12 protein-coding genes are annotated in these 13,830 nt (G+C 71.3%); 6 read left to right on the top strand and 6 right to left on the bottom strand.

Annotated elements, in window-relative coordinates:
- Positions 1-84: 84 nt before the first annotated feature.
- The 4 genes from AB0G15_RS11160 to AB0G15_RS11175 all read left to right on the top strand — a co-directional run bounded on the left by AB0G15_RS11160 (position 85) and on the right by AB0G15_RS11175 (position 4,645).
- Complete coding sequence (locus AB0G15_RS11160) at positions 85-591, top strand: hypothetical protein (RefSeq protein WP_362837783.1); 507 nt, start codon at positions 85-87, stop codon at positions 589-591.
- 140 nt (positions 592-731) lie between these two features.
- Positions 732-1,364: an HAD hydrolase-like protein gene (locus AB0G15_RS11165; RefSeq protein ID WP_362679327.1), complete on the top strand. Its 633-nt coding sequence runs from the start codon at positions 732-734 to the stop codon at positions 1,362-1,364.
- Positions 1,365-1,662: 298 nt separating this feature from the next.
- Positions 1,663-2,397 (top strand): haloacid dehalogenase-like hydrolase, encoded by a 735-nt coding sequence (locus AB0G15_RS11170; protein ID WP_362837785.1) that lies wholly within the window; start codon positions 1,663-1,665, stop codon positions 2,395-2,397.
- Between the two features lie 241 nt (positions 2,398-2,638).
- The gene (locus AB0G15_RS11175; RefSeq protein WP_362837585.1) at positions 2,639-4,645 is read left to right on the top strand and encodes an acetoacetate--CoA ligase; all 2,007 of its coding nucleotides are present in this window, start codon (positions 2,639-2,641) and stop codon (positions 4,643-4,645) included.
- A 213-nt stretch (positions 4,646-4,858) separates the two neighbouring features.
- Here the strand turns inward: AB0G15_RS11175 and AB0G15_RS11180 are convergent, their stop codons facing one another.
- The 6 genes from AB0G15_RS11180 to AB0G15_RS11205 form a co-directional block, all read right to left on the bottom strand.
- Positions 4,859-6,391, bottom strand: a complete 1,533-nt coding sequence (locus tag AB0G15_RS11180; RefSeq protein ID WP_362837587.1) for an FAD-binding oxidoreductase — start codon at positions 6,389-6,391, stop codon at positions 4,859-4,861.
- Between the two features lie 23 nt (positions 6,392-6,414).
- Positions 6,415-7,782, bottom strand: a complete 1,368-nt coding sequence (gene tnpB / locus AB0G15_RS11185) for an IS607 family element RNA-guided endonuclease TnpB (RefSeq protein ID WP_362837589.1) — start codon at positions 7,780-7,782, stop codon at positions 6,415-6,417.
- Positions 7,783-8,108: 326 nt separating this feature from the next.
- Complete coding sequence (locus AB0G15_RS11190; protein ID WP_362837591.1) at positions 8,109-9,566, bottom strand: NADH-ubiquinone oxidoreductase-F iron-sulfur binding region domain-containing protein; 1,458 nt, start codon at positions 9,564-9,566, stop codon at positions 8,109-8,111.
- On the bottom strand, positions 9,563-10,357 hold the full coding sequence (locus AB0G15_RS11195; RefSeq protein ID WP_362837593.1) for a hypothetical protein: 795 nt from the start codon (positions 10,355-10,357) through the stop codon (positions 9,563-9,565). The genes AB0G15_RS11190 and AB0G15_RS11195 overlap by 4 nt, the downstream gene beginning before the upstream one ends.
- A gap of 185 nt (positions 10,358-10,542) precedes the next feature.
- A complete protein-coding gene (locus tag AB0G15_RS11200; RefSeq protein ID WP_362837787.1) occupies positions 10,543-12,018 on the bottom strand; it encodes a DUF1996 domain-containing protein in 1,476 nt (491 codons plus the stop codon).
- Between the two features lie 5 nt (positions 12,019-12,023).
- Complete coding sequence (locus AB0G15_RS11205; RefSeq protein ID WP_362837595.1) at positions 12,024-12,692, bottom strand: DUF4142 domain-containing protein; 669 nt, start codon at positions 12,690-12,692, stop codon at positions 12,024-12,026.
- 304 nt (positions 12,693-12,996) lie between these two features.
- On the opposite strand from AB0G15_RS11205, the gene AB0G15_RS11210 reads away from it, so the two are divergent.
- Positions 12,997-13,536, top strand: coding sequence for a sigma-70 family RNA polymerase sigma factor (locus tag AB0G15_RS11210; RefSeq protein ID WP_362837597.1), 540 nt, complete (start codon positions 12,997-12,999; stop codon positions 13,534-13,536).
- A complete protein-coding gene (locus tag AB0G15_RS11215; protein ID WP_362837599.1) occupies positions 13,536-13,739 on the top strand; it encodes a zf-HC2 domain-containing protein in 204 nt (67 codons plus the stop codon). Before AB0G15_RS11210 ends, AB0G15_RS11215 begins: the two co-directional genes overlap by 1 nt.
- The last annotated feature ends 91 nt before the right edge of the window (positions 13,740-13,830 follow it).

Genomic DNA, 13,830 nt, shown 5'->3' on the forward strand with positions numbered 1-13,830 from the left:
CCGGGGGGCGCGGGTACTGGCACACTCGATGCGTGAATCGGCGCCGGAGCGGCGCCGATGTCGGAGAGACAGATCGAGGCATGGATGCGCGTCTACCTGCCGTGTACGCTCCCGGCGCTGGCCCGCGTGGCCACCGTGGGGGAGCTCGGCCCGGCCCCGCTGACCGGCTACGCGGTGACCCCCGCGTTGATCGAGTGGTACGTCTCGGGTGACACCGAGGAACTGGAGTACGTCGCCCTGACCGAGGCCGCCAGGGATTCCCTGCGGATGCTGGCCGCGGACCGTGCCGACGGGGTGGAGGTCGCCGCGCGGCGGGTGGTCGTCGCCGTCGACGTACCGGAGGGTGACGTGAGCGCGAGCGCCGACCTGGAGGAGCGCGCCCGGGTGCGGCTCGCCGCGGCGGTCCCGCTGGGGCTGATCGCCGCGGTCCACGTGGACGACCCGTCGGCGGTGAAGGACGTCGAGGCCGCTCTCGCCGCGCTGCCCGCGGCCGACGGCGGCGACGACGACGCCCGCTTCACCGTGGACGGCGCCGAGGCCAACGAGCTCCTGTGGTACGCCACCCAGGAGATCCCCGACCTGGTCGGCTGACCTTCGCGCCGCGTCCGGAGCCCGGTGCCCTCACCCTCTGGGCCTGGGGCGGGATCCCCGCGCCGCGAGCGCCCCGCGCGGGCCGGTTCCCCTGTCGCGGCGCCGCTCCGGCGGGGATTTTCGCTATTCTGGACGGCAATATGAGACACATTGTTTGGGATTGGAACGGCACGCTGTTTCACGACATCGACGCCGTCGTTGGTGCGACGAACGCGGTGTTCGAGCCGTACGGACTGGGTTCCTACGATGCCGACCGCTTCCGTGCGGTCTACACGCGCCCGATCTGGGCCGCCTACGAGCGCATGCTCGGACGTGCCCTCGAGGACGGCGAGTGGGAGAGGCTCGACCTCGGCTTCCACGAGAGCTACCACCGGCTGATGCTGGAGTGCGGGCTGGCCGCCGACGCCCTCTCCACCCTGCAGAGCTGGGAACGCGCGGGAGGCAAGCAGTCGCTGCTGTCCATGTGGGCGCACGAGCGGCTGGTTCCCAAGATCGCGGAATTCGGCATCGACCACCACTTCACCCGGATCGACGGCCTGCGCAGCGCCTCCGGCGGGCACAAGGCCGAGTCGATGGTGGCCCACCTCGCCGCGCTCGGCGTCGACCCGGCCGACGTCCTGGTGATCGGCGACAGCCTGGACGACGCGCACGCCGCCCAGCACGTCGGGGCACGCGCGGTCCTCTACACCGGTGGCATGACCAGCCGCGCCGATCTGCTGGCCTGCGGGGTTCCCGTCGTCGACACCCTGGAGAACGCGCTCGACCACGCCTGAGTCCCCGTCACGAGACCTCGTGAGCACGGCCCGTCACGCGACTCCGTGAACGCGATCCGTCACACGACTCCGCGGGGACGGCCCGTCACGCGATCTCGCGGGAACGGCCCGTCACGCGATCTCGCGGGAACGGCCCGTCACGCGATCTCGCGGGAACGGCCCGTCACGCGATCTCGCGGGAACGGCCCGTCACACGATCTCGGGAGAACCGGCAAACGGATCCTTTCGGTATCGAAGGCGGTCGTCGTGCGCTCAGGGCCTTACCCTGGGCATCCACCCCCATTCCGGGAGGCTCCCGATCAATCGCCTCGTCCTCTGGAACATCGACCTCACGCTGGTCGACGTGTCGATCGTCACCCGCGAGGCATACGCGGAGGCCTTCCGCAGTGTCACCGGAAGGCCCCTGGTCAAACTGACCCAGGCCAACGGGCGTCCCGACTCGGAGATCGTCTTCGAGATGCTCGCCATCAACGGGATCGTCGCCGGGGACGACCACCTTCCCCGGTTCCTCGACGCGCTGGCCGGGTCCTTCGGGGCGCGGCGCAAACGCCTGGCCAAGGACGGCCGGATGATGCCTGGTGCCCGCGACGCGCTGAAGGCCGTGGCGAGGCTCGACGGCGTGGTCCAGTCGGTGCTCACCGGCACGATCAAGAGCAACGCGGTGCACAAGCTGACCGCGTTCAGCCTCGACAGGCACATCGACTTCGAGGTCGGCGGCTACGGCGAGGAGGTCTATCCCAAGGCCACCCTCCTGCAGGTCGCGCAGGGCCGCGCCAAACGGAAGTACGGAGCGGTCTTCGACGGGCACAACACCGTGCTGATCGGCGACTCGGCCAGGGACGTCCAGGCCGCCAGGATCGCCGGAGCCGCGATCATCGGGGTCGCCTCGGGACGCTCCCTCCCGGCCGAGTTGCACGAGGCGGGAGCCGACGTGGTCCTGCCGGACCTCTCCAACCCCTCCGAGGTCGTCGCCGCCGTCGCCGGCCTCACCTCCCCGGCCCGGCGCGCCGGCCGTTCCCCGGCGGGCCGCTGACCTCCGGCCCTCGACGGCCCTGCGGGGTGAGCCGTACGAGGTGAGCCGCGCGAGGTGAACCGTGGCGAGCCGGGATCGTCGCCGCTGATCGGTCCCACATGTCCGGCCGGGTTTCATGTACGCGGCAGGCCGCCGCTCGTTCCCGGCGAGGGGAGCGTACGTGGCCGTCCCACACGGGAGGGCCGGAGGGTGTGTGGCCACGGGGGATGACATTCGGGTGGGGCGCCGAGAGGATGGGGACATGGTTGAGGAAGGTGCGCCGCTCTGGGAGCCGTCCCCGGAGATCGTGAGGAACGCCAAGGTCACCCGTTACGCGGAGTGGCTGGGCAGGGCCGGTGACAGGGCCGGTGACTACGAGTCCCTGTGGCAGTGGTCGGTCGACGCCCCGGAGGAGTTCTGGACGTCGATCTGGGACTACTTCGAGGTGGTGGGAGAACGCGGTGACGGGCCCGTCATGTCGGGGGAGATGCCCGGCACCGAGTGGTTCGCCGGGTCGACGCTGAACTACGCGGCCAACGCGCTGCGCCGGGCCGCCGCCGACCCCGGGCGGCTCGCGGTGGTCTCCCGCGACGAGGCGGGCGGGCGCGGGACGCTCACCCTGGGAGAGCTGGCCGAGGAGGTGGCGCGGGTCCGCACCGGGCTGGCCGCGCTGGGCGTCGGGAAGGGCGACCGGGTCGCGGCCTACGTGCCGAACGTCCCCGAGGCGCTGATCGCCTTCCTGGCGACCGCGTCCCTGGGCGCCATCTGGTCCTCCTGCTCGCCCGACTTCGGCGCACCCAGCGTGATCGACCGTTTCACCCAGATCGAGCCGAAGGTGCTCGTCGCGGTCGACGGCTACGGCTACAACGGCAGGCGCTTCGACCGGAGCGAGGTCGTCCGGGACATCGCCGCCAAGCTGCCGACCCTGGTGGCGCGGGTCCGCGTCCCGGCCCGGGACGCGCCCGGCGCGGACACCCCCGGCGCGGCGGACGCCCCTGAGCCTGAGGACGCGGCCGTGACCGGTGACGGGGTCCGTACGGTGAGCTGGGCGGAGGTGCGCGCCGTCGCGGAGCCGCTCGCCTTCGAGCCGGTGCCGTTCGGGCACCCGCTCTGGATCGTCTACTCCTCGGGCACCACCGGGCTGCCCAAACCGATCGTGCACGGTCACGGCGGCGTGGTGCTGGAACACCTCAAGGCGCTCTCCTTCCACCAGGACCTGGGCGAGGACGACGTCTTCTTCTGGTACACCACTACCGGCTGGATGATGTGGAACTACCTCGTCGGCGGCCTGCTGGTCGGCTCGACGGTGGTGCTCCACGACGGGGCGGCGACCTACCCGGAGACCGGCGCGCTCTGGCGGCTGGCCGCCGAGGAGGGGGTCACCTACTTCGGCACGGGGGCTCCGTACGTGATCGCGTCCATGAAGGCCGGTCTCGAGCCGTCCGGCCTCGACCGGCTGCGGGGACTCGGGTCCACCGGCTCGCCGCTGCCGCCGGAGGGGTTCGCCTGGGTGCACGACGCGCTGCCGGAGGTCCAGCTCGGCTCGTTCTCCGGCGGCACCGACGTGTGCACCGGTTTCGTGGGCGCCGTGCCGCTGCTCCCGGTCCGGGCGGGGGTGATCCCGTGCCGCTGCCTGGGCGCGAGGGTCGAGTCCTTCGACCCGTCAGGCGCGCCGGTGGTCGGCGAGGTGGGCGAACTGGTGCTGACCCTGCCGATGCCGTCGATGCCGGTGATGTTCTGGAACGACCCCGACGGGTCCCGCTACCGCGACAGTTACTTCTCCGAGTATCCCGGTGTCTGGCGGCACGGCGACTGGATCAAGATCCTTCCCGACGGCGGCTGCGTGATCTACGGCCGCTCCGACTCGACCCTGAACCGGGGCGGCGTCCGGATGGGCACCAGCGAGTTCTACCGCGTGGTGGAGCGCTTCGAGGAGATCGCCGACAGCCTGGTGATCGACACCGGCCAGCTCGGGCAGGAGGGCCGCCTGCTGCTGTACGTCACCATGGCCGAGGGGGCGACCCTGGACGACGACCTCGTCGCGCGCCTGCGCCGGGAACTGCGGGAAGGTCTCTCCCCGCGCCACGTGCCGAACGAGATCATCGAGGTCCCGGGCATTCCCCGGACCCTCAGCGGCAAGAAGCTGGAGGTCCCCGTCCGCAAGATCCTCCTCGGGGTCGCCCCAGAGAAGGCCGCCAACCTCGACGCCATGGCCAACCCCGAGGTCCTGTCCCACTTCGCCCCGGGAGCCGACGTCACGCGGCACTGACCCCTCGTGGCCCGGCGTCCCACGGCGCCGGGCCCGAGGCGGCCGTCCCGGGAAAAGCCGTCCCGGGAACCGCCGGGGAACGGCGTCCCGGGGAGCGCCGGGGAACGGCGTCCCGGGAACCGCCGGGAAACGGCGCCCTGGGACCGCCGTCCCGGGAAATGGCGTCCCGGGGAACGGCGTCCCGCGGACCCCGGCGGCCCGCCGCCTGCGGGGTCAGATCCCCTGGGGGAGGCGGAACAGGCGGCCGGGATCGCGGGCGGCCTTGATCCGGGCGAGCCTGGCGGCGTTGTCCCCGTAGTAGGCCGCGCGCCAGCCGCCGAGCTCCGGGTCGACGTAGTTGACGTACGCGTGGTCGCCGAAGTGGGGCCGCATCGCCGCGTGCGCGGTCCTGGCCCAGCCGGCCGCTCCGGAGCGGTGGGCGTAGTACTGCACGCTGTAGAGGGCGGCCCGGTGCGGGAAGGCCGTGGCGTCGGGGCGGACCCTGGCGACGGCGCCGCCGAGGGCGTCCAGCAGCACGGTGTGCTCGCCGGGCCGGGCGACCTGGGCGACCAGGGCCCTGGCACCGGCCTCGGACAGCGGGCGGTAAGCCATGTGCGACTTGGCCCTGAAGGTGTCCCTGGACAGCCGCCCGCCCCGGGTCTGCCCCGGCAGGGAGCCGCCCAGGTGGCACTGGGCGACCGAGAGAGAGCCGCAGCCCGCCATGGTCAGCATGGCCTGGCGGTAGGAGGTCTGCCGGACGGAGCTCGACGACGGCGACCCGGCCGCGTCGGCCAGCCGGTCGAGCAGCCGCTCGCAACCGGCCCTGCCGCCGAGGTAGAGCCCGACGACCTCCACGTCCGTCCCGCCGTCGCGGCTCAGGTGCATGCCCGACCACATGGCGTCGGGGGCCGAGGGCCCCCACGCCTGCCAGGCGCGCAGCGCCCTGACCGCCCTCGACCACGGCCAGTGCAGGAAGAACACCGTGACCTCGCGGGCGGGGTGGGTGCGGAACCCGAAGGAGACCGCCACGCCGAGGTTGCCCCCGCCGCCGCCCCGCGAGGCCCAGTACAGGTCGGCGTTGTGGTTCGCGTCGCAGGTCAGCAGCCGCCCGTCGGCCGTGACGATCTGGACCGACTCCATCACGTCGCAGGTCAGGCCGTACTTCCTGGAGACCACGCCGATCCCGCCGCCCAGGGCCAGCCCGCTCACCCCGACCGTGGCGCAGGTTCCGGCGGGGATGCTGACCCCGCTCGCGGCCAGCCTGTCGTAGACGTCGATCAGCTTGGCGCCCGCGCCGACGGTCGCCCGCCCCGAGGCGTGGCTCACCTTGCCCATCGGGGAGACGTCCAGGACCAGGCCGGTCCCGGTGGACCAGCCCGCGTAGGAGTGGCCGCCGGACCGTACGGCCAGCGGCAGCTTCAGCCGGCGCGCGAAGGCGACGCACTCGGCGACGTCGGAGGGGTTGGCGCAGTAGGCCACCCCCGAGGGCCGGACCGCGTCGAAGGCGGGGTTGAACAGCTTCCTGGCGCTGTCGTACGCGGCGTCGCCCGGCCGGACGAGCCTGCCCTCCAGCCCGCCGGCCAGCGCCCGCCAGTCGGCGGGCCGCGGCGCGCTCGCGGTGCCCCGGCCGGTCGCGCCGGTGACACCGGTGGCGTCGTGGCCGGTCGTGCCGGCGGCGCCCAGGGCGGGTGTGCCCTGGGCACCCAGCGCGAGGGCGGCCAGGCCGCCGGTCCGAAGGAATGCCCGCCTGTCCGGAGGGGTCCGCATGTCGTTACTCCGTTCGCTGATTCTCAGTGTTTCTCTGTGAGCACCAGCGAGCTGCCGCGTTGGCGGGGCAGCGTTCTCCCTGGCGGGAGTTCCCGTTTCACCGGGGCGAGCCCGGCGCGGACGCCGGGTCTTACCGCTCCTCCACGGGCGTTTACCGTCTCCCCGCGACTCTGGGCGACGCCGGCCGCGAGCGCGGCCAGATTACGTGCGGCATTGAGATCCCGATCCAGGACCAGGCCGCACCCGGCGCAGGTGTACTCACGCTCGGACAGGGCGAGTTTGGCTTTCACCGCGCCACATCCCGAACACGTCTTGCTGGAGGGAAACCAGCGGTCGGCCACTACAAGCCGCCCGCCGCTCCATGCGGTTTTGTAGGACAGCTGCCGCTGCACCTCGGCCATCCCGGCATCGGCGACCGCGCGGGCGAGGGTGCGGTTGGCGAGCATCCCGGACACGTTCAGGTCCTCGACCACCACCGTGCCATAGGTGGCTGCCAACCGGGTGGTGAGCTGGTGCAGACCGTCACGCCGCTGGTGGGCGACGCGGGCATGCGCCTTGGCGAGCGCCGTCTTGGCCTTGGCCCAGCGCGCCGATGCCTGCCGCCGGCCGCCGTCCGGGGTGCGGGGGCCGACGCGGCGGGCCAGCTGCTTGTTCAGCCGGCGCAGCCGTTTGAGCGCCGAGCGGTGATGTTTGGGGTTGGCGATGACCTCTCCGGTGGACAGCACCGCGAGGTTCTTCACGCCGAGATCGACGCCGACGACAGCGTCCGGCTTGGCCACGACTCGTTCGGCGCGGTCGATCTCGCAGGTGAACGCCACGAACCAGCAGCCCCCCTCGCGCCGGACGCTGGCCGACAGGATGCGCCCTGTCCCGCGCTCCAGGTGGCGGGCAAGCTTGCGGGTGGACTCGTGGGTGCGGATGGTGCCCAGCCGGGGCAGCGTCACATGACGGCGATCGGCCTCCACCCGGATGGTGCCGGTGGTGAACCGGCACGATCCGGTGGCGCGGTGCTTGGCCTTGAACCGGGGGAACCCGATCTTCTTACCCGCTCGTGCACCCTTGCGGGAGGCGGCCCAGTTCTTCAACGCCCGGGTGACGCCGTCCAGGCCGGTGTTGTAGGCCTCTTTGGAGTTGTCCACCCACCACGGGGCGGCGGTGTCCTTGGCGGCGTTCCAGGTGCGTCGCAAGGAGTACAGCGACCACGGCACCTCGGTCAGCACCGCTTCCGCAACGCCGTAGGACCGCTCGGCCGCACGCTGGTCCATCGCGGCCTTGACGCGAGCCAGGCCCCAGTTGAACGCGAACCGCGCCGCCCCGCAGTGCGAGGCGAGCAGCCGCGCGTGCTCGGGGGTGGGGTCCAGGGCGTAGCGGTAGGCCTGATGAACCCGCATCAACTCTCCCCCCTGTGGTGAGCCGTTGACCAGAAACCTACCGAGGGAATCATGATCGATGACTACCTGATCGGCGAAAAGGCATCCGTCCGCCGCGACATCGCCTGGCGCACTCCGTACAACCCTTCCAAACTCTCCGAAGGGTTCCCGCGGCCATCATGATCGGCCCCTGCCCTGCTGTGGCCCGCCGATCACCGCTACGCCTGACGCGCCGTCCCCCCGCCAGGCAGAAGAGGCACGACAAGGACTGACGAACGCCGATGAGAAACCGAGCAGTTCGTTACCCCTGGAGCGGCGAGGGCCCGGCGAGAGACGCGGAGAGGGCCTCACACCCCCTGTGCCACGCGCAGCGCGAGGGCCGGGCACATCTCGACGGCCCTGCGGGCCATCCGCCGGAACTGGGCGGGCACGGTGTCGCGGCCGAACACCGGGTAGCCGTGCTCGTCGAGGTGGACGAGGTCGGGGGCGAGCTGGGCGCACAGGCCGTGGCCCTGGCAGCGGGTCCAGTCCACGGTGAGCTTCACCTCGGGCTCGTTCTCCTGCGGGGGCAGGGGGAGCACGCCGAGCACCGGGCGCCCGCAGCTGCCGCGCAGCAGGTGTTCCTCGATGTCCTCGGGGAAGGCGTCCAGCGCCGACAGCACGAACCTGGACGTTCCGTCGGGGTGGAAGCACGCGCCCCTGCCCCTGACGCTCGCGGCCCTGCTCCGCAGCTCGTCCAGGGCGGAGGCCGACCCGTTCACGAGCTCGGCCATCGACTGCGCGACGTCCGGGAGTCCCAGACGGCAGGGACCGCACTGCCCCGACGACTGGGCGGCCAGGTACTTCGCGACCCTGACCGTCTCGCCCAGCGGGCAGGTCTCCCCGCCGAGCGGCACGATGATCCCGGCGCCGAGCTGGCCGCCCGCCTCCGCGATGCCCTGGCGGGAGACGGTCGCCACGGCCGCCGCGTCCGCGTGCAGCCACGCGCCGTGGTAGCCGCCGACCAACACCCCGTCGCCGGTGGAGGCCTGGCAGGCGTCCAGGACGGCGTACAGCGGAGTGCCGGTCGCGACCTCGACCACGGCCGGGGCCTTGGCGGAGCCCCCCACCGTGAGCAGGACCGTCCCCGGCTCGCGCGCCGTGCCGACGTCGGCGTACCGCTCCGCGCCCAGGGTCGCGAGGACCGCGAGCTGGGCGTAGGTCTCGGCGTTGGACAGCAGGGTGGGCAGCCCGTTCACGCCGCTCTCCACGGCCCTGACCTTGCGGCCCGGCGGCTCCCCGACCAGGCCGTTCACCGAACGGACCAGCGCGCCGCCCTCGCCGGAGATGAACCTCTCGACGATGCCGACCACCCGGACCTGGCCGCTGATGCCCCGCTCCTCGACCGCGGCGGCCACGGACGCCTGGCCCATGCCGCCCTCGACGGTCGCGATCACGACCTGCTTGGCGCCGATCGCGCCCGCCGCGAGCAGCGCGCCCTCGATCACCAGGTGGGGGGTCCTGGTGAGCAGCATCGTGTCCTTGCTGCTCGCGGGCTCGCCCTCGGCCGCGTTGACCAGGACGATCTTGTCCGCCTTCTTGTCCATCACCGCGCGGACCTTGCGGGCGAAGGGGAACGCGGCCCCGCCCCGCCCGCGCATGTCCACCTCGTCGGCGAGCGCCGCCAGCTTCTCGCCCGACATGCCCGGGGCCGTGCCGTGCATGTCGCGGTGTTCGGCGAGGTCCATCCTGCGGCAGTCCTCGAGCCCGGCGGTCAGCCGGGCAGGGCCTAACTGGCGGACGGGGGGAACGCGGTAGGGAATCATCCGACATCTCCGATGCGACGAAGCTCCGACGGGTCCTCACGGACGATGCGCGGGATGCGGCCGACGATGCTCGTGGGCGGGGTGAGGCTCGTGGGCGGCGTCAGGTCGGCGGCGACGGGCACCTCCACCGGCATCTCCTCGCGCACGACGATCGGCTGGGGCTGCAGCTCGGAGATCACCCTGATCAGCAGGGCGGCTCCCACCGCGACCAGGCAGACCACGTAACTCCAGGTCACCCACTCCGCGGGTGCGCGGCCCGCGGTCAGCCCGTGCAGGACCGCCATCGGCCACGCCAGGTAGGCAGAGCCGTGCAGCATGCGCCAGAGCCACGGCCTGCGGTTCTCCGCGAACCTGGCCCGGGCGACCCCGGTGAGGAAGACAAGGATCATCAGGTCGGAGGCGATGGCGCCGAAGCCGACGTACAGGCTCTGGCCGCTCGCGCCCAGCGGGACCACGACGGAGGCGAGAGAGGTCCTGCTTTCGATGATCTTCATGATGACGTGAATGGCGAGGAAGCCCATGCCGAGCATGGCGGCGGCCCGGTGGGCGAGCTGCGAACGGATCCTGCCCAGGACCGGCAGCACGATCCGGTCGGCGGAGAGCAGGCCGAGTGCCACGGTCGCGGTGAGCGAAACGAGGGCGATCACGCCCGAGAAGAACGAGAAGACGCCACGGACGGCGGCTGCCACCTCCATGCCGGGCGCTGTCCGCCCGAGCATGAGGAGGCCGACCACGGAGATCGTGATCGTGACGCCGAGGCCGATCCTGGCGGGCCTCTGGTCGAGACTCATCCCGGCTTCGGCCCGGGTGTGTCTCGGAGTCCGTCTGTTACCCACCTATGGCTCCTGTCTGCGAAGCGGCTCGGACGTCCGCGTCCGAGGGTGATGGACTCTGATATCGCGAGATGCCGCCCCCCGTCTCCGCGGGGTGTGGAAGAGGCGCGAAGACGGGGGGCGGCGGTCTCGAGGGGAAGCCGTCAGCAGCGACGGTTCCTGTTGATGCAGTCGACCGCGAACCTCATGAGCCGGTCGGGCATCAGGTTGGCGAAGTCGGCGTGGTCGGTGACGGGGTTGTGCCGTTGCTCGGGGAAGGCGTCCAGCGCGAAGGACGGCGTGCGCGGCGTGGAGTAGACCAGGGTCATCCGCAGCTGCGGGATGGCCCTGGTGCCGGACGGGCAGGCGCCGTTCGCGTCGGGGAACAGCACGTGCGTGCGGTGGTTGGCGCTGTCGGTGTTCCGGCCGTCCCAGCAGCTGGGGAAGTCCAGGATCCGGACGAGCTGGCTGCCGCGGGGGCAGAGCGGGTACTTGGTGGTGATCCGGTTGGTGAAGCCGGTGCAGCTCCACTTGGCGAGGGCGTTCGCGCCGCCGTTGGTGGCGGCCTTGGCGTCACCGGTGATCATCCTGATGAAGCGCGGCATCGGGCTCACCCTGGAGACCGGGTTCCCGCGGAACTGCAGGTTCACCTGGCGCGCCTGCATGATGGTGCCGACGTTGCCGTCCGGGTCGTCGGCGTTGGCGTCACTCGTACGGTCGCGAAGGACCGGCCAGAAGTAGACCGAGCGGTCGTTGAACGCGCACGTGGTGCCCGCTGCGGCCAGGGACTGGTCCGTGGAGAACCCGTCGGTCGACAGGTTGCCGACGTAGTCGTGGACGTGGTGGGCGCCGTTGGTCACGCCGGGGGCCACGATGAAGTTGTCGGAGTTGCGGTGGCCGTTCCTGTTCGTGCCGCACCGGGAGGTGAAGAGGCCGGCGGAGCCGCCGCGCCGCGTACGGACCTCCTGGAAGTCACGCGGGACCTGCCGGATGTCGATGAAGTCCTCGGGGAACGGCCCGAGGTCGGCGCACTCGGCCTCCTCGTCGTCCTGCGGGGGAGCGGGGGTCTCGCCGGGAGCCGGCGTCTCCGCGGGCGGGTTGTCCGGGGCGTCGGTCGGCGGAGTGTTGGTGGGGTTCTGCGAGGGCGCCTGGGTGGGCCTGCGGCGGGCGTTGCCGTTGTCGGCGTTCTCCTGGTCCGGGGCCTGCTGGTCGGCGTTCTCCTGGTCCGGGGCCTGCTGCTGGCCGGCCGGCTCGTCGGGGGCGGGCGGCTCCGTGGGAGACGCCTGGATCAGGCTTCCGCCCGCGAGAGGCGCGTCGGCGGGCTGGTCCTGCTGGTTCTGGTCCTGCGCCGGCTGGTCCTGCGCTGGCTGGTCCTGCGCGGGAGCGTCCTGCGCGGGAGGTGCCTGGTCCTGCTGGTTCTGCTGGTCTTGGTTCTGGCCTTGCTGGTCCTGCTGGTCCTGGTCCTGCCGGTTCTGGTTCTGGTCCTGCTGGCTGCGCTGGTTCTGCTGGTTCTGGCCCTGCTCGGCGGGGTCGCAGTGGTCACCGTAGGCGGGGGCCGTGGCCGCCACGGTGAAGGTGACGGTGGTGAGCGTGCCGGCGGCCAGCGCCAGCGCAGACAGGGAGACGAGCGAGCGTTTCATGATTTTCAAGCGTTTTCTCTCCTCACAGGTGTGTCGAGAGCGGAGACGGGCGGCGGCGGGGAGGGCATCGGAGGCTCGGGAAGTTCCGAGTACTCGACCAGCCCCGTGCTCTCCAGCAGGGTCATGTGCTTCATGACCACCTCGACCGCCCGCTGGGCGAATGTTCTGACCAGGTCGTTTCGGGTGCCGGACCGTACGCCGGCGACCGTCACGAAGACCTTTCCGTGGGCCGCCCGCAGCAACTGGGCGAACAGGAGGTCGTACTCGGCGCCCGGCTTCACCGCCGCCAGCTGCGCCATCCAGCCCTGCTGGTCGGCGTTGGGCTGGTCGGGCAGCGGCACGTTCAGCTTCGCCGCGAGGGCGCGGACCTCCTCGTCGAGCTTGAGGTGGTCGGTCATCAGGTGCATGCCGACCTCCTTCACCCGCTTGCTCGCGGCCTTCTGCTGGGCCTGCTGACCGCTGGGAATCTCCCAGAGACCGGCCAGCCGGACCTTGACCAGCAGGTCGCGGTCGGCCGCGCCCAGCGGCCCCTGCGGGGTCTGGACCCAGCCCTGCGCGGCCGCCCCGCCGCCGGGCGGGGTGATCAGGACGACCGCCACGGCGGCGATCGCGATGAAGGCCCCGAACAGCAGGGGCTCGCCGTTCTTGAAGCGGCGGAACAGTGATCTGAACATGGGCCCGGTTCCGCTCTCAGAGACTGGCCGCTACCAGGGCCTTCTCGGCGCCCGGCGTGGTGGCGAACGTGCCGCCCGGCCCGTGGGGGACCGGGTGCGTGAGGAGGACAGCTCCGACCGGCCACGGAATGTGCCGCACTGCCATGTCGTTTCCTTTCCCCGAGGCCCGCCGGTGCGGGCGCACTTGGTGGGAGGTACGCGGTGTCGCCCGGGGTGGTTCAGAAGAAGTGATGAGATAGTTAGAAATGACTGGAGTTGCCAGAGTTGCAGACGGGACTCATAACGAAGGTGTAAAGATGTGCCCGTGCGTCAACTCGACAGTCGGTTCGAGAGCGCGGACACCGATGTCCTCTTGGTAGAAGATCTGTACCGGGAGTTCGGTGCACCCCTGCTCCGCCACGTGCGTAAGGCCACCGGTAACGATCTGCAATGGGCGGAGGACGTCGTCCAGGAGACGCTCGTCCGAGCCTGGCGCAACGCAGGAAGGTTGCAACGAGAGCCCGGTCTTTTGTGGGCCTGGCTCCTGACCGTCGCCCGGCGTATCGTCATCGACGGTCGTCGCAGGCGAGGGACCAGACCACAGGAGGTCGAACCCGCCGACGCGAACGCTGTGCCCGTTCCCGACGGGGCCGATCGCGCGCTGGAGGCGATGATCGTCGCCGAGGCGTTGCGAGAACTGTCCCCAGAACACCGCGAAGTCATCGAGCAGACTTACCTACGGGACCGTACGATTAACGAAGCGGCGGAAATCCTCGGGATACCGCCGGGTACGGTCAAGTCCCGGCTCTACTACGGGATCCGGGCTCTCCGAAAGGTCCTGAAGGAGAGAGGTGTCGCGAGCTGATGGTCCCCTCCCCGCATCATGACGTGGCGGCGTACGCGCTCGGGGTTCTCGACGAAGAGGATCACGAGGTGTTCCAACGTCACCTCATGACGTGCGAGGAGTGCCAGGTCGAGCTCCGGGAACTCAGTGAGGTTCCCGGATTCCTCGACGGGCTCAAACGGGACCGCTCCAATGCCCTGGACGATGATCGGACGTCACATTGACGTTTAGTCGGTTTTGGGGTGATATCAGAAGCGGTGGTGTGAACCGGTCAACGAGGATCGGGACAGACGACCACTGGAGGTGTCGTGCCAC

The organism is Streptosporangium sp. NPDC023825 (assembly GCF_040639575.1).
Taxonomy (GTDB): Bacteria; Actinomycetota; Actinomycetes; order Streptosporangiales; family Streptosporangiaceae; genus Streptosporangium.